Genomic DNA, 15,865 nt, shown 5'->3' with positions numbered 1-15,865 from the left:
CTGGGTTACTCAGCACGTAACAATAAAAAGGCCGCATCCTGTGCGGCCTTTTCCGTTAAATCTGTCGGCGAAGATTAGTTCTTCGCGTAGAATTCGACGACCAGGTTCGGTTCCATAACGACTGGGTAAGGCACATCGCTCAGACCCGGTGCGCGGACGAAAGTCGCAGTCATTTTCGAGTGGTCGGCGTCGATGTAGTCAGGAACATCACGCTCGGCCAGAGCAGCAGCTTCCAGAACAACAGCCAGTTGCTTGGATTTGTCGCGCACTTCGATCACGTCGCCTTCTTTGACGCGATACGACGGGATGTTGACCCGCTTGCCGTTCACTTTCACGTGGCCGTGGTTCACGAACTGGCGTGCGGCAAAAACGGTCGCGACAAACTTGGCACGGTAGACAACAGCGTCCAGACGACGCTCCAGCAGACCGATCAGGTTTTCACCGGTATCGCCGTTTACACGAACAGCTTCAGCATAGATGCGGCGGAACTGCTTCTCGGTCAGGTCGCCGTAGTAGCCTTTCAGCTTCTGCTTGGCGCGCAGCTGCAGACCGAAGTCGGACAGTTTTCCCTTGCGGCGCTGACCGTGCTGGCCGGGGCCGTATTCACGACGGTTGATCGGGGATTTCGGACGACCCCAGATGTTTTCGCCCATCCGGCGGTCGATTTTGTACTTGGCAGACGTGCGTTTGGTCACGGCTGATCTCCTTCGTTTAGGTCGAGGCCCATGCAGGCCACTATGAAGGGCGTTGTCCTCTTGAGGTTTCCCCCATGACAGGCATCCCCTCGCGGGGGCCACCAACACCAATGAAGCCGCGCTTATATCCACGAAAACAGCAGAGTCAACACACCGCAAAGCACTATGCACGTTTTCAAGCTAAAACTTGAGAAGCAGCCGATGTGTCAGTCGGCCCCATGCCCGGCGGATACCAGCCGTCGCTGATCGTGTTCACCCAAGTCCGCCACAGGTCGAGGCGGAAACGCGACAACCGTATCACCCAGCGCCGCCACGTCGCCATTTTGAGCTTCGGCTTCAGTATATTCACTGATCCAAAAATCCTGATCACGTGCCGGTAAGTCGCCTTCGAAAACCAGCACTGGGTCGAGAGCGCCCGAGGCTTGGAGCAAGAATGCTGTGAAAGATTGTGCACCGTTTGTCAAAACGACGACGCCGCTTGCGGCATCCAAAGCAATCTGGTCTTGCATGTTTTGGCCCAACGTCGGCACTGCGCTAATAGGACGATCGTCGATCGTGCCCATCATTTCTTGGGCCAGAAAACGCGCTTGCCCGCGCCAAGACCAGGCCGCACCGACACGCAAAAAGGACTGAGGCGCCGCCTCCAATCCATCAATTTCTGTTTGATCCCATTTTATCGCTACACGACCGCTTTTTCCGGCTCTCATTGTACCGCGTACCTTCTAACCCACCACTGCTCACAGGACCGTCTTATCAACGTAAAATAGGGCGGAAAAGAGACGTTAATAAAGCATTAACATAAATGTTGCTTTAGAGATTCATTTATTGCCCATGACGAGAAACCAGCCTTTCAGGCTAAACCATTCGTTGTTTAAACACTAACCAATTGGGATCTAAAGCCGAATAATTCTTTGCATGAATGTGAACTCTATCTTGGCGATGGCGCCAAAACACGGCGGGTCGAAAACCTACAATCACGATAAGTTGAACCCGACAAAGCCACTTTGAACAAGGAAGCTGCTGGATTGAACGGCCATTAACTGAATCTTCGTCTGTTTCAAGGTCGGATGCCTTGTGGAACTGCGCGGCTGCCATGATTGAATTCAAACCTCCCCCCTTTGATTTATTCCATTCGACAGCGCTCACCAAAACCATTCGATAGCTTGCAGGCTGCGGGTTCATTTATCGAATCTTTTCAAGTTTCGACGGCACGCCAAATCCCACTTGATGACCATGTGGTGTCTCTCACAATTCGGCTTCGCCAAACACGCCGACAATCCAGTCCAGAAAAACACGAACACGTGGTGAGAGTTGTCGGTTTTGCGGGTAAAATGCAGCCAACGGAGTGGGCGATGGTGGTGCATCCGGCAGAACTTCGACGAGCTGCCCACATTTCAAGTCCTCTAAAAACCGATACTTCGGCGCTTGCGCAATTCCGAACCCCTCTCGCGTCAAATGGTGCACCGTGTCCGCGTCATTGGCGGTAACCATTGCTGGCAACGTTATTTCTTCGAACCGGTCATCAACCTTGAACTCAAGAGGCATTGTTGCGCCGGTTCGGGAAGATAGAAAACCAACCATCTGATGACCCTCCAGATCGGCAACGGATTTGGGGGTGCCAAATCTGGCCAGATATTCAGGGCTTGCACAGGTGATTTCAGGAAGGTCTGTCAGGTGCCGCGTGATCATTCCACTGTCGTCGGGAATACCCGCACGTATGACGCAATCAACGCCCTCACGGACCAGGTCCACCAGTCGCTCCGTCTGCCCCAGTTGAAGCGTGAGCTTGGGATATTGCGCAAGAAAGTCTGATAGATGCGGAAGCAGAAATACCCGCGTCAAAGTACCGGGAGCGTCAATGCGCAAAAGGCCCGAGGGCTCATGGCCGCGCAACGCACCTTCCGCCTCCTCCAGGTCCGCCAAAATAGATGCGCATCTTTGGTAAAAAGCTTGTCCGTCTGGTGTTGGCGCGACGTGACGGGTCGTTCGGTCCAGCAATCGGCTACCCAAGTCGCGCTCCAACCGCTGGATTGCTTCACTTGCGGTGGACCGTGGAATGCCCAGATCAGCTGCGGCCTTTGTAAAGCTCCGTCGCTCTAAAACACGGACGAAAAGGCGCATGGTTTCAAGCCGGTCTATCATTGTTCGCTTTTAACGAATTATGATGTCTATTCAAAGCAGATTATCTGAGAGAATAAACTGTCTATCTCTTTTGCAACGCAAAGGAGGCAGATATGGCCGACAATCAAAAATCCGCAATTGTAACTGGTGCCAGCAAAGGAATTGGCGCAGCTATCGCTCTTCGTCTCGCTCAGGACGGTCACGCAGTCGTTGTGAACTATGCGACTGATGCGGTCGGTGCTGATCAAGTCGTAAGCTCGATCAGAAATGCCGGTGGCAAGGCAATCTCTGTCCAGGGCAACATTGCTGAACAGTCTTGTATGCCTCGGCTCTTTGATACCGCAGAGGAAGAATTTGGGCGCGTCGACACGCTTGTGAACAATGCCGGCGTCATGTCATGCACCCCTGTCAGTACGGTGACGGACGAAGAATTTGAAACCCAAATTGCCATCAATATTGGCGGTGTTTTTCGCGGCATGCGTGAGGCGGCAAATCGATTAATTGAGGGTGGTTCAATTATCAATATGTCTTCCAGTGTCGTTGGCATCTACCAGCCAACCTACGGTATTTATGCTGCGACGAAAGCCGCGGTAGAAGCAATGACCCACGTACTAGCCAAAGAGCTCGGGTCGCGTGGTATAACAGTCAATGCAGTTGCGCCGGGACCAGTTGGAACCGATCTTTTCCTTAAGGGCAAACCAGACGCGGTGGTTGAAAACATCAAGAAAATGAACCCGTTCGGGCGCATTGGGGCACCCGAAGATATTGCCGCCGCAGTATCCTTTCTAGCCGGACCTGATGGCCGATGGGTCAGTGGACAAACGCTGCGCGCCAATGGCGGCGTCGTCTGACCAACCCCTTCAAAACTGGAACGAAACCCTTGTTACTCAGAAACTTCCAGCGTGTTTTCCTTTGAATAACGTGCTGGAGGGAAACCTACCGAACGCGAGAATGCGGTACTGAAGGCACTCGACGATCCGTATCCTGTCTTGGCCGAGATTTCAGCGATACTTAGATCACCAGCGCGGAGCATATGCTTGGCCAATGTCATTCGCCAATTCTGCAAGTAACTCATCGGGGGCAACCCCACACACCCTTCAAAACGCGCGAAAAACGCAGATCTGGACAGTCCGGCTTTGGATGCCAGCGCTTGAACGTTCCAGCCGTATGAGGGGGCAGAGTGCATGGCGCGCAAACTGGGGGCAATTCTTGGATCTGCCAGACCTCGCAAAAGACCAGTGGTCGGGGCTGGGTCCGCGCCAGATCGAAAGGCTTCAATCAACAAAACTTGCAACAGGTTTTCAACGATCACGTCTCGCGCCGGTCTGTTTGCACGTACTTCATCGCGGACAAGACCTGTCAATGCAGTCAGGCGGCCTTCGCCGCGAACCATTATCATGTCTGGCAATAGCGATACTAAAAGTTCTGCATCCGGACTGGCAAAAGTGCAGTGTCCAACGAGTTGTTGAACCTCTGGTTCAGTTTCAGTTGAACCAAGTCTGAATACACCATCTTCGCCCTCAATAGGATAGTTGATCAGATCATCTGGTGGAGGTGGATCCATGCTGGAGAAGGTAAATGACTTAGCCGCCGGGATCAGAACAAAGTCTCCGGCAGTCAAAACTAAGGGGTCTTTTCCTTCGACTTCAAAGCAAGCGCGTCCTGTAAGTAGAGAGCAGTAGAAAGCCTCATTTACATCGTCGCGATGAACTCGAAATGGTCCCGAAGCATGCACAAGTTTCGAATACAATGCCCTTGGCTGAAGGAGCGAGATGATTTCAGAGAATGGATCTGTCATTTCGGACCTTCAGTAACAAAAGATGGATTTTTGATTATATAAAATGCTGCTCGTGTTGTCTATCTTCAAGACATCGACGACAAGGAGACAACATCATGAATACCGTAATGATCACAGGATGCTCTTCGGGATTTGGGCTTGAAACGGCTCGGTTCTTCTTCGAACAGGGATGGTCGGTTATCGCCACTATGCGCAAACCTGACGCAACACTTTTTCCAACATCGGATCGATTAAAAGTCTTGCCGCTGGACATTTCAAACAGCGAAAGCATTGCAGAGGCCGTAGATGCTGCAGGCCCCATTGACGCCTTGGTGAACAACGCAGGTGTCGGCTGGCTTTCCCCTTTTGAGGGCACATCCGAAGACAACCTGCGCAGGATTTTTGAAACCAACACGTTCGGAACAATGGAGATGGTCCGCGCAATCCTTCCGCAAATGCGCGCCAAGGGCGATGGCGTGATCGTAAACGTGTCTTCCAGCGTCACTCTAAAGCCGCTGCCACTTGCACCGGTTTACACAGCAAGCAAAGCGGCTGTGAACGCCTTTACCGAATGCTTGGCCTTGGAATTGGCCCCGCTGGGCATCAGGACTCATATCGTCTTGCCAGGTCAGGCTCCGACAACCAACTTCGGCAAGAACGCTATGGCGATGATGTCCGAATCCAATGACACACCTGATGACTACAAACCATTCGTAGCGCAGACCATGGCCGCATTCATGAACGCTGAAGGGAAAGAATTCACCTTTGCCGACGATGTCGTTCAAGCAATCTGGAGAGCCGTCACCGACAGCACCTGCCCGCTGCGGCTGCCTGCTGGCAAGGATTCAGTTGCATTGGCAGCCTGAACACACGCCAAACAACTGCGAGCCCCCCCCACGAAGAACTCAAAGACCCCCTCGAAAATAAGAAAATGGCCGACCTCTAAAGGTCGGCCATTTTCATAGGCTGGTTAGTGCAGCTCGATAGTCTTCTATATTCTTAAAACCCGTGCATGCGCTTGGCCCATTGGTAGCCAACAATCAGCCCCTTCATGACAGGTAAAAGGACCAAGGCACCGGCCACAGCAATTATGGACATACTGATCGCCAATACCCATGGTTCGGGCCGCCATGTCACCCAGGCAATGTGCAGCGCAAACCCCATGATATGTCCAACGATCAGGATCGTAAGATAAGCTGGTCCATCATCAGCGCGCTGACAGCTTAAATCCAAACCGCAATTCGAACACTCGTCGTTTACCTTGACATAGCTATGCAGCAGCTTGCCTTCCCCGCATTTGGGACATTTCAGACGCATCCCATTCATGATCGCGGGTTTGATCGGGCGCTCTTCACTTTCGTCGTGACTGTCAATTGCAAGTTCGGACATCTTTGATCTCCTTTTGTCGCGCCTCAGATAGTCTGCGTCCAAGCAAAATGCAATCAAATTGCAATCAATTAATCATACCAATTGTAGTTTTTGTTGCACAAAGTTCCCAAATGCGTCAATATGTCTGCAACAATCAGATGAAATGACCGGAATATGACCGTGAAACCATGGGCACCAAATCTGAGCGACAACGGAAAACCGCTCTATGTGCAGATCGCGGAAGCAATCAAACAAGATGTCGATTCAGGCGTTCTTGTAGCAGGCGACAGACTTCCGCCGCAGCGCAGGGTTGCCGAAACAATCGGCCTGGATTTCACGACCGTGTCGCGCGGATATTCAGAGGCAGCAAAGCGAGGGTATATCGACACATTTGTCGGTCGAGGCTCGTTCGTCAGGCAGGCCGAGGACGCCGCGGAAAAAGCTGACCCACGGCGCGCACTTGAAGAAGACCCCAATATGAACATGCCGCCGGAGCCAAACGATCCGGCTTTGGTCGCCCGCATGGAGCAAGGTCTTAAACATGTTGCAGCAAACCTTGTACCGTTGCTTCGCTATCAGTCCATTGTCGGCAGCTTACAGGACCGAGAAACCGCTGCTCGATGGATGAGCATGAACGGAATAGACGTCACAGCGGAGCAACTTGCAATCACTCCGGGAACACATGCCTGTATTCTGTCGATCCTGACACTGCTTTCAAAACCCGGAGAGACAGTCCTCTGCGGTCGTATAACCTATCCGGGTATTCGTGCAATCTCTGCCCAACTTGGTATCCGACTTGTCGGAGTGGATTGCGATGACAGCGGAATGCTCCCCGATGAGCTGGATGCTGCAATCCGGGAACATGCACCATCGGCTCTTTATCTGAACCCAACTCTACAAAACCCCCTAACTATAACAATACCACAAGATCGACGTGAACAAATCGCGTCCGTTTTGACCAAGCATGACTTGCCGCTTATTGAGGACGACTCATGCAGGTTTGTATCTTCTGATGCCCCGCCTCCCATTTCTCAGAAGATACCCGAGTTGGGGTGGTATATCGCCGGCCTTTCAAAATGCCTGGGCGCTGGACTAAGACTAGCGCTAACTGTGCCCCCCTCGGGCCGGTCGAGATCCCACCTCACTCGGTTAATGCAAGCGTCAAATGTCATGCCATCGCCGATCACAACCGCGCTCATGAGCCGGTGGATCGAAGACGGTACAGCAACGACAATCCAAGCCTTTGTCCGCAAAGAAGCCAAACGCCGGCAAAACTTGGTGGCGGAGATAATGTGGGACCAAAACTTTCGCGGCAGTAGCGAAGCCTTCAATATATGGCTGGAGCTACCTCAGGGATCCACTCGGGCGGACATCATGAGTCACATGGCCAACCGCCAAATCGGGATCATGCCCAGCAACGCCTTTACCGTTAAAGGTTCAACGGCCGAAGCGGTGAGGGTTTGCTTGGGCGGTCCTATCTCATTCAGTCAATTGAGCGAAGATTTGGAGGCGCTCAACTACGCCATCACTCACCAAAACGGGGTTCTGTAAATAACTGCGCCTGACAGTGCTGAACACAAAAACAATATGCAAGAAATTGCGCTGAGCTTAAAATGTAACTCCGGTCTGCCAACCCAAAGACTTTGCCTCTGCTACCGGCATAAAAACCCGAAGAATTCGATTTGATGCGGGTATCTGGAAAGCTCTTAGCATCCGTGTTTGACATGCTGGACCAGCTGGACTTGTTGGGTATATCTACACTCGAAATAAACGATCTGGTTGAGAACTTTATCACCAATGATCTGAAAGCCCGACCGACCGTTTCGCATATTCAAAGAAAAACGGCACTATACCGACAGCGAGTTTGACACGCTGATATGGCAACTCGGCGTCTAAAATTTCACTTTCTGTATCGCTCCACAAACACCTGAGCCTAAAACCTACCCACACTTGGAATGACCACAGCTGCGACAGGTCATGCAGCCTTCGATCATCACCATGTCGAACTGCCCACAGGACGGGCAGGCTTTACCACGGGGCGCATCCATATTGACCACCTGAGCTTGAGGATCGGATTTTAAACCCATGCCCTCACCCTCAAGAAAACCAATATTAATAAGATGTTGTTCGATCACGCCCCCAATTGCTGCAAGGATTGACGGGATATATTTGCCCTGCACCCACGCACCGCCCCTTGGATCGAACACGGCTTTCAGTTCCTCAACCACAAAGGACACGTCCCCACCCCGGCGGAATACGGCAGAAATCATCCGCGTCAGCGCCAACGTCCAAGCGTAGTGTTCCATGTTCTTCGAGTTAATGAAAACCTCGAACGGACGGCGACGACCACCGATGACGATGTCGTTGATCGTCAGATAGATGGCATGTTCGCTATCGGGCCATTTCAGCTTATAGGTCGAACCTTCCAAAGACTGCGGTCGATCTAACGGTTCGGACATATAAACGACCTCACCACCATCGACCTCGTGCGGGGCATTCGCGCTTTCTCCGGGTGCTTTGTCGTCGCTTTCCGACACGGTCAGAACCGATCCAGTCACGTCGTTGGGGCGATAGGTCGTGCAGCCCTTACAGCCCTGATCCCATGCCTGCATATAGACATCTTTGAACGCGTCAAAGCTGATGTCTTCGGGGCAGTTGATCGTTTTTGAGATCGAACTGTCGATCCATTTCTGCGCCGCTGCCTGCATCTTGACGTGATCGGCTGGAGACAGTGTTTGCGCGTTCACAAAGTAGTCTGGCAGTTCTTTGTCGCCGAATTTGTCGCGCCACATCTGCACTGCATAGTCCACGACTTCTTCCTCGGTACGAGAGCCATCCTTTTGCAACACCTTGCGGGTGTATGAATAAGCGAAGACGGGCTCAATCCCCGAGGACACGTTGCCAGCATACAGCGAAATCGTCCCTGTCGGCGCGATTGACGTCAGCAGCGCATTGCGGATGCCATGCTCGTGGATCGCGTTTCGAACATCCTCATCCATCTCTTTCATCGTACCGCTGGCCAGATATTTCTCAGCGTCGAACAGGGGAAAGGCACCTTTTTCCTTTGCCAAGTCCACCGACGCCAGATACGCGGCGCGGGCGATCGCGTGCAACCAACGTTCGGTCTGACGCGCCGCCTCGTCCGAGCCATAGCGCAGGCCCAGCATCAGCAGCGCATCGGCCAAACCCGTCACGCCCAAGCCGATACGGCGCTTGTCCTGCGCTTCGGCCTCTTGTTCAATCAGTGGGAATTTCGACGCGTCGACCACGTTGTCCATCATGCGAACGGCGGTTGCGACCAGCTCCTGCAGCGCAGCCTCATCCAGATGCGCGGCGCTTTCGAACGGTTCAGCCACCAACCGCGCCAGGTTGATCGAACCTAGGAGACACGCCCCATAAGGCGGCAAAGGTTGTTCGCCGCAGGGGTTGGTTGCCGCAATGGTTTCGACGTAGCTGAGGTTGTTTGCTTGATTGATCCGGTCGATGAAGATCACGCCCGGTTCGGCGTAATCATAGGTGGCTTGCATGATCTTGTTCCACAGATCACGCGCCTGAACAGTGTGATAGACCTTCTCTCCGAACACCAGCTCCCATGGACCGTCGGCCTTGACAGCCTCCATGAAGGGATCGGTGACCAAAACAGACATATTGAACATACGCAGGCGGGCAGGGTCTGATTTTGCTGTGATGAACTGTTCGATGTCGGGATGATCACAGCGCATGGTCGCCATCATTGCACCACGGCGGGAACCTGCGGACATTATGGTCCGGCACATCGCGTCCCACACGTCCATAAAGCTTAGCGGGCCAGAGGCATCCGCAGCCACACCATGCACATCCGCGCCACGCGGGCGGATGGTCGAGAAGTCGTAGCCGATCCCCCCACCCTGCTGCATGGTTAGCGCAGCCTCTTTAAGCATGTCGAAAATACCGCCCATGCTGTCCGGAACAGTGCCCATGACGAAGCAGTTGAACAGGGTCACCTGACGCGCGGTACCTGCACCGGCGGTGATGCGACCGGCGGGCAGATATTTGAAATCCTCCAGCGCCTCATAGAATTTCTCTTCCCAATGCGCTGGGTCTTTTTCCACCCTAGCCAGATCGCGAGCAATCCGTCGCCAGCTATCCTCAACCGTCTGGTCGATGGGCGTGCCATCCGCCTGTTTGAAGCGGTATTTCATATCCCAAATCTGCTCGGCGATGGGGGCAGCAAAGCGGTTCATTGATGATTCCCTGTTCCGAAAGAGTGCCCAGAGTATCCTAAATCACCCCCTTACCACAACACCTTGATGGCAGCCTCCAGAAGGCTACAATATAGAGACAATCCTTGGGACGACTCTGTGGGAAAGCTGTGGATAAGTACGTAAATCTCATCAAACTTTCCGTCGGTTCGGAAAGCGTCGATACGCTAATTGCGTGGCAGGATAGCCGCAAACCGCTGTATGAGGACGGCTGCCCACGTCACGTCACCCGCATGTGGCCAAAACGCGAAGCCGAGATTTTGAATGGCGGATCAATATATTGGGTCATCAAGGGCGTGATCCAATGCCGCCAACGTATTCTACGTCTGGACGAGGTGCGCGGCGAGGATGGCATCCGGCGCTGTGCTATCGTATTGGAGCCCGAAGTTCACCGTACTCAGAACGCGTTGAAACGCCCATTCCAGGGTTGGCGATATCTGAAACCCGAAGATACACCAGCAGATCTGCCAAAAGGACGCGCGCAGGACGATGCCCTGCCCGACGACCTGAACCGCGCTCTGGCGGAAATCGGTGTGCTGTAATCAGCTTATACGATCCAGAAGTTCGGATAGAACCGCTTTGTCGTCGGCAGTACAACTTGCCACTCGGCTGCGCCATAGCGTTGCCTGGGAACGAAGCACCAAGCCATCCGACAGGATTTTCAGATGATTGGCCCGAAGAGTTTCACCAGTTGAGGTGATATCCGCAATCGCCTCGGCGGTTTCGTTCACCACCGTGCCTTCGGTCGCCCCCTGACTGTCAACCAGAGTGTAATCCGCCACGCCCGCATCGGTCAGGAACTCGCGCACCAGCCGGTGATATTTGGTGGCAATACGCAAACGGTGGCCGTGGGTTTTGCGAAATGCAGCTGCAGCCGCATCTAGGTCGTCCAGCGTATCTACATCGACCCAGCATGCAGGTGTTGCGATTATCAAATCCGCCTTGCCGAAGCCAAGTTGAGAGACCTCTTCAACTTGCTGCTCCCAGCGCGGCAGTTTCTCGTGAACCAGATCGATGCCAGTTACGCCCAAGTGGATTCGCCCGGCGGCAAGCTCGCGCGGGATTTCTCCGGCGGACAACAGGATAAGAGAGACGCCTTCGATGCCGTCGACCTTGCCTGCATATTCTCGGTCCGATCCACTGCGCGACAGTGTGATCCCGCGCTTTTCGAACCACGAAAAGGTCTTTTCCATCAACCGACCCTTCGAGGGCACGCCCAGTTTCAGGCTCATTGTGCGGCCTCCTCGACTTCCAGCATCAGGTCGGGGCGCAGAACACCACCCACCGCCGGGATTTCGGCACCGTTGCCCAATTGCCGGGTCAACGCATCGTAACGACCGCCTGTCGCAATTGGGGGCAGATCGGGGCGACCTTCGGCGTAAAACCCGAAAACGAACCCGTCATAGTACTCCATGGACGTGCGCCCATACGAGGCTTCGAAGTCCATCCGCTCCACATCAACCCCACGCGCTTGCAATGCTGCGATCCGGGCTTCGAGGCGATCCAAGGCCGGTGTGATCTGCGGCAGGTCGACGGCCACGTCGCGCAATTGCTCCAACGCAAACGGCATAGTCTCACGGACGTTCAACAGCGTTTCCAATCCGGCCAGTTCATTGTCCGAAATTGGGGGGGTATCACGATCTTCACGCAACGCCTCGATCCGCGCCTCGATCTCAGCCGCGCGGCGTTTGCCAATCATAGGTGCATCGGTGGCCAGCGGATCTTTGGCGTCCAACAAAGCGTCTCGCCCCTCGGGCGCTGGCTTGCGACCGGCGAAGCGGTCCAGCAAGACCCTGAACCGACGCGGACGCCAGAGGTGACGCATCAGGGCGGTCTTGCGCCGCTCTGTTGTTTTCAACCCAGCGACAGCGGCGATCAGGATTCCGATATCACCTGTTGCGGCACGCAATGGAAGCCCGCGCAGTTGCAGCGCGAACAGCGAGAATACTTCGGCGTCTGCGCCCGCAGGATCATTTCGGTCGAAAACTTCATAGCCGACCTGAATGTATTCGTTAGAACGATCCGGGTCGTGTTCCTGACGGCGAAAAACCTCGCCAGCATAGGTATAGCGTGCAGGTTCGGCCCCCTCACTCATGTGCATTTGCACCACGGGCAGAGTGAAATCAGGGCGCAACATCTGCTCACCCCTAAGTGCGTCCGAAGTAACGTACGCGCGGGCACGAATATCTTCACCATAGAGGTCAAGCAGCGTTTCTGCCGGTTGCAGCAAGGGAGGGTCCACAATCTGCGCGCCTGCGGCCTCGAACCGGACGCGCATCATCGCGGCGCGGGCTTGTATCTGTGAACGATTAGCCATCGGTCAGCCCTGACTGTCCAGAATTTCACGCACCTTGGCGACCAGATCACCACGTGGCACTTCAAACTGGCTAGGTCGTTCTTTCCATTCCTCCAGCGTGGCGCTTTCGGCGATTTTGGCACCCAGGATCAGATCCTTGATCTGTACGATCCCGTTGGCTTTTTCGTCACCGCCTTCGATCACTGCGATGGGCGAGTTCCGCTTGTCCGCATATTTCAGCTGATTGCCGAAGTTCTTGGGATTGCCCAGATAAACTTCGGCGCGGATACCGGCATTGCGTAGCTCGGCCACCATGGCCTGATAATCCGCCATGCGGTCGCGGTCCATGACGGTAACGACGACAGGACCAGTGGCCTGAGCAGCGATCCGGCCTTTTTCACGCAGAGCAGCCAGCAAGCGGTCGACGCCGATTGAAATACCGGTCGCAGGCACTTCCTGCCCGGTGAACCGTTTGACCAGATCGTCGTAACGTCCGCCGCCTGAGACCGAGCCGAACTGCCGCTTGCGGCCTTTCTCGTCAAAAATCTCAAAGGTCAGCTCGGCCTCATAGACCGGCCCGGTATAGTAGCCGAGGCCGCGGACCACCGAAGGATCAATCTCGATCCGGTCCGAGCCGTACCCGCCCGCGTCCAGCAGTTCGCCGATCTGTTCCAGCTCGGCAATCCCATCTGCACCAATCTTGCTGTCTCCAACGGCGGCCCTAAGGTTGGCCAGGGTTCCGGCCGTGTCGGCAGCCTTGGATGTCAGGAATGCAATTACAGGTTCGGCCTGATCATCGCTTAGGCCAACACCGTCGATAAATGCGCCCGAGGCATCCAGTCGACCCTTGGTCAGTAGCTCGCGCACTCCGGCTTCGCCCACCTTATCGAACTTGTCGATTGTGCGAAGGACGTTGTCGCGCGCGGCAGCGTCCTCGCCTAGGCCCATCGCCTCAAGCACGCCATTTAGAACCTTGCGGTTGTTCACGCGCACAAGATAGTCGCCGCGCGGAATGCCAACGGTTTCCAGCGTATCCGACAGCATCGCGCAGATCTCGGCGTCTGCGGCCATCGAGGCCGTACCAACGGTATCTGCATCACACTGATAAAACTGACGATACCGCCCCGGACCTGGCTTTTCGTTCCGCCAGACCGGCCCCATCGCATAGCGACGGTAGGGCGTCGGCAGCTCGTTGCGGTGTTGCGCATAGACGCGGGCCAAAGGCGCGGTCAGGTCATAGCGCAAAGCCATCCAGTCGCCATTGCCGCCTTCGTCAAACTCCTGCCATGCGAACACGCCCTCGTTCGGGCGGTCCACATCCGGAAGGAACTTGCCCAGCGCTTCAACAGTCTCAACCGCGCTGCTCTCTAAGGCATCGAACCCGTAACGATGATATACGCCTGCAATCGTCCGCAGCATCTCGGTGCGCTGCGTAACTTCCTCGCCGAAATAGTCACGGAACCCTTTCGGCGTTACGGCCTTGGGGCGGGGCTGTTTCTTGGGCTTTGCCATGTGGGGCGTCCTTGGGCGTTAAGTGTTCGCGCGGGGTCTATCCCATGGTCCGCATCGGGGCAAGGCGCGCTTTCGCTGGCCATGGACCGCCGGGGTCGTTATGACCAGCGCGACACAGGAGTACGCCATGCAGCATCTGGAAGAACAGATCGCCCATCTGACCCGCACGGTTGAAGAGCTAAACACGGTCGTCACCCGCCAACAGGCCGAGATTGACCGCTTGACCCGCCGCGTCGAGATGTTGTTGCAGCGCGAAGCGGAACGTGCGCAAGAAGGGTCTGGTGGGGTCGTGTTCGGAGACGAACGTCCACCGCATTATTAAGCCATTCAAAAACTCTAATTGCCCACATCAATCAACAGTCAGTTTTCTTGCTGCTTCAGCAAGTTTGGGGTTACAGCGCTGTAACGGTCGCAACCCAGTTACAGGAGGAATTTCATGGCCAAGAAACTGGCTCTGGTTACAGGTGCAGCACGCGGTATCGGGCTGGCTACCACAAAATTGTTTCTGCAAGACGATTGGAACGTGGCGATGATTGATCGTGATGCCGAAGCTTTGTCGCAAGCGGCCAGCGGTCTTGAAGGAGCGATGCCGATTGTTGCTGATGTTTCGAACCCAGATCAGGTCGATGATATGGTCAAAACTGTATTGTCGAAATTCGGGCGCATTGACGCCGTGGTGAACAATGCCGGTGTCGCAGAATTCGGACCGATCGAGCAAAACAGCTTTGCAGCGTGGCGCAGGGTCATGGAGACCAATCTTGATGGCGTGTTTCTGGTGTCGCAGGCTTCAACACCTGCCCTTCGCGAAAGCAGAGGCGCTATTGTCAATATCGCGTCAATCTCGGGGTTGCGGGCCAGCACCCTGCGCGTTGCATACGGAACATCAAAGGCTGCCGTAATCCACCTGACCAAGCAGCAAGCCGCTGAATTAGGAGAATACGGTATTCGCGCCAATTGCGTTTGCCCGGGGCCGGTTCGCACCAAGCTTGCAATGGCAGTTCACACCCCCGAAATCATCGAGGCGTATCACGATGCCATTCCACTGAACCGCTATGGTTCGGAAGAAGAAATTGCTCAGGTGATTTATTTTCTCTGCTCGGGCAAGGCCAGCTATGTAACGGGTCAGGTAATCGCGTCCGATGGCGGCTTCGAGAGTACTGGTGTTGGTCTGCCTGCTTTGCGAGCGACCGACTGAACCGTCGCCCGCGAATTATCGGCACCGCCAACGAACCTAAACCCAGCGGATCACATCCCCAGCGACGTCTTCACCGCGTTGTCGACCACACCGCCCAACAAGGCATCCTTGTCTGCAGCGCAGCCTTCCGACAGCGCGGCGATGAAGGCTTCGCGCAGCTGGGTCTTTTCTTCATCAGTCGTCGCATGATCCTCGATATTGATCTGGCGGTTATAGAGCGACAGGGCCGTCATCTTCCCAACAACCTCCACAACAAAGGCTTCGTCACCATCCGCCTCTTTAGCAATCGAGGCGCAAGTATAGTGCATCACAGGCAAAGCGTCCTGTACCATCTGGTCCGCCGCTTCATCGGCAGTCGCCACCGCCGGAGCTGCCAATATAGCGGCGCAAACGGACATTCTGAGTTTAAATAACTGCATCACGATCACTTCCAGTTATGTCCAATAATGGCCCCGGCCACGCCACCAATCGCTGCGCCTTTGCCATCCCCAACCAAGGCCCCTACACCTGCGCCGATCAAAGCGCCTTCGATCGTTTTTTTCTTTTTGTCGTCTTTGCTGTCTGCCATCCCGACCGACGCAATCGCCAGCGAAGCCGCTGCAGCCAAGGTAAGCGTTCTGAAACCAAAAGCTAAAATAGCCATACCGGTGCCCTCCTGTG

18 protein-coding genes are annotated in these 15,865 nt (G+C 54.8%); 6 read left to right on the top strand and 12 right to left on the bottom strand.

What is annotated here, in order from left to right:
- Positions 1-74: 74 nt before the first annotated feature.
- The 4 genes from rpsD to ACR0L3_RS00325 all read right to left on the bottom strand — a co-directional run bounded on the left by rpsD (position 75) and on the right by ACR0L3_RS00325 (position 2,837).
- Positions 75-695 carry a 30S ribosomal protein S4 gene (rpsD, locus tag ACR0L3_RS00340; RefSeq protein ID WP_480742762.1) on the bottom strand — a complete coding sequence of 207 codons (621 nt, stop codon included), beginning with the start codon at positions 693-695 and terminating at the stop codon, positions 75-77.
- A 206-nt stretch (positions 696-901) separates the two neighbouring features.
- Positions 902-1,402: a hypothetical protein gene (locus tag ACR0L3_RS00335; RefSeq protein ID WP_480742761.1), complete on the bottom strand. Its 501-nt coding sequence runs from the start codon at positions 1,400-1,402 to the stop codon at positions 902-904.
- Between the two features lie 148 nt (positions 1,403-1,550).
- Positions 1,551-1,877, bottom strand: coding sequence for a hypothetical protein (locus ACR0L3_RS00330; RefSeq protein ID WP_480742759.1), 327 nt, complete (start codon positions 1,875-1,877; stop codon positions 1,551-1,553).
- Positions 1,878-1,940: 63 nt separating this feature from the next.
- Positions 1,941-2,837 carry a LysR family transcriptional regulator gene (locus tag ACR0L3_RS00325; RefSeq protein WP_480742758.1) on the bottom strand — a complete coding sequence of 299 codons (897 nt, stop codon included), beginning with the start codon at positions 2,835-2,837 and terminating at the stop codon, positions 1,941-1,943.
- A gap of 92 nt (positions 2,838-2,929) precedes the next feature.
- Between ACR0L3_RS00325 and ACR0L3_RS00320 the strand changes: the two genes are divergently transcribed.
- Positions 2,930-3,667, top strand: a complete 738-nt coding sequence (locus tag ACR0L3_RS00320; protein WP_480742756.1) for an SDR family oxidoreductase — start codon at positions 2,930-2,932, stop codon at positions 3,665-3,667.
- Between the two features lie 32 nt (positions 3,668-3,699).
- On the opposite strand, the gene ACR0L3_RS00315 is transcribed toward ACR0L3_RS00320, so the two are convergent.
- The gene (locus ACR0L3_RS00315; protein WP_480742754.1) at positions 3,700-4,614 is read right to left on the bottom strand and encodes an AraC family transcriptional regulator; all 915 of its coding nucleotides are present in this window, start codon (positions 4,612-4,614) and stop codon (positions 3,700-3,702) included.
- Positions 4,615-4,709: 95 nt separating this feature from the next.
- On the opposite strand from ACR0L3_RS00315, the gene ACR0L3_RS00310 reads away from it, so the two are divergent.
- The gene (locus tag ACR0L3_RS00310) at positions 4,710-5,459 is read left to right on the top strand and encodes an SDR family oxidoreductase (protein ID WP_480742752.1); all 750 of its coding nucleotides are present in this window, start codon (positions 4,710-4,712) and stop codon (positions 5,457-5,459) included.
- Between the two features lie 133 nt (positions 5,460-5,592).
- On the opposite strand, the gene ACR0L3_RS00305 is transcribed toward ACR0L3_RS00310, so the two are convergent.
- On the bottom strand, positions 5,593-5,982 hold the full coding sequence (locus tag ACR0L3_RS00305; RefSeq protein WP_480742750.1) for a DUF983 domain-containing protein: 390 nt from the start codon (positions 5,980-5,982) through the stop codon (positions 5,593-5,595).
- A gap of 153 nt (positions 5,983-6,135) precedes the next feature.
- On the opposite strand from ACR0L3_RS00305, the gene ACR0L3_RS00300 reads away from it, so the two are divergent.
- Positions 6,136-7,512: an aminotransferase-like domain-containing protein gene (locus ACR0L3_RS00300; protein ID WP_480742749.1), complete on the top strand. Its 1,377-nt coding sequence runs from the start codon at positions 6,136-6,138 to the stop codon at positions 7,510-7,512.
- A 389-nt stretch (positions 7,513-7,901) separates the two neighbouring features.
- On the opposite strand, the gene ACR0L3_RS00295 is transcribed toward ACR0L3_RS00300, so the two are convergent.
- On the bottom strand, positions 7,902-10,184 hold the full coding sequence (locus ACR0L3_RS00295; protein ID WP_480742748.1) for an adenosylcobalamin-dependent ribonucleoside-diphosphate reductase: 2,283 nt from the start codon (positions 10,182-10,184) through the stop codon (positions 7,902-7,904).
- A 128-nt stretch (positions 10,185-10,312) separates the two neighbouring features.
- Between ACR0L3_RS00295 and ACR0L3_RS00290 the strand changes: the two genes are divergently transcribed.
- The gene (locus ACR0L3_RS00290) at positions 10,313-10,744 is read left to right on the top strand and encodes a DUF1489 family protein (RefSeq protein ID WP_480742746.1); all 432 of its coding nucleotides are present in this window, start codon (positions 10,313-10,315) and stop codon (positions 10,742-10,744) included.
- On the opposite strand, the gene hisG is transcribed toward ACR0L3_RS00290, so the two are convergent.
- From hisG to hisS, 3 genes are read right to left on the bottom strand one after another with little or no spacing between them, the layout of a single operon-like run.
- Positions 10,745-11,434, bottom strand: coding sequence for an ATP phosphoribosyltransferase (gene hisG / locus ACR0L3_RS00285; RefSeq protein ID WP_480742745.1), 690 nt, complete (start codon positions 11,432-11,434; stop codon positions 10,745-10,747).
- Positions 11,431-12,519 (bottom strand): ATP phosphoribosyltransferase regulatory subunit, encoded by a 1,089-nt coding sequence (locus ACR0L3_RS00280; protein WP_480742743.1) that lies wholly within the window; start codon positions 12,517-12,519, stop codon positions 11,431-11,433. The genes hisG and ACR0L3_RS00280 overlap by 4 nt, the downstream gene beginning before the upstream one ends.
- A 3-nt stretch (positions 12,520-12,522) precedes the next feature.
- Positions 12,523-14,010, bottom strand: a complete 1,488-nt coding sequence (gene hisS / locus ACR0L3_RS00275; RefSeq protein ID WP_480742741.1) for a histidine--tRNA ligase — start codon at positions 14,008-14,010, stop codon at positions 12,523-12,525.
- Between the two features lie 127 nt (positions 14,011-14,137).
- Here hisS and ACR0L3_RS00270 point away from each other — a divergent pair, with 127 nt between their 5' ends.
- Together ACR0L3_RS00270 and ACR0L3_RS00265 are read left to right on the top strand one after the other, a co-directional pair.
- Positions 14,138-14,332: a SlyX family protein gene (locus tag ACR0L3_RS00270; protein ID WP_480744622.1), complete on the top strand. Its 195-nt coding sequence runs from the start codon at positions 14,138-14,140 to the stop codon at positions 14,330-14,332.
- A 114-nt stretch (positions 14,333-14,446) separates the two neighbouring features.
- The gene (locus ACR0L3_RS00265) at positions 14,447-15,205 is read left to right on the top strand and encodes an SDR family NAD(P)-dependent oxidoreductase (RefSeq protein ID WP_480742739.1); all 759 of its coding nucleotides are present in this window, start codon (positions 14,447-14,449) and stop codon (positions 15,203-15,205) included.
- 50 nt (positions 15,206-15,255) lie between these two features.
- On the opposite strand, the gene ACR0L3_RS00260 is transcribed toward ACR0L3_RS00265, so the two are convergent.
- Together ACR0L3_RS00260 and ACR0L3_RS00255 are read right to left on the bottom strand one after the other, a co-directional pair.
- Positions 15,256-15,624, bottom strand: a complete 369-nt coding sequence (locus ACR0L3_RS00260; protein ID WP_480744620.1) for a hypothetical protein — start codon at positions 15,622-15,624, stop codon at positions 15,256-15,258.
- A 5-nt stretch (positions 15,625-15,629) separates the two neighbouring features.
- Entirely contained in the window at positions 15,630-15,848 is a 219-nt protein-coding gene (locus tag ACR0L3_RS00255; protein WP_480742737.1) for a YMGG-like glycine zipper-containing protein, read from the bottom strand.
- Between the last annotated feature and the right edge of the window lie 17 nt (positions 15,849-15,865).

Source organism: Ruegeria sp. CK1, assembly GCF_056536545.1.
The sequence above is the reverse complement of the archived record's forward strand: the minus strand, read 5'-3'. Positions and strand labels throughout refer to the sequence as shown.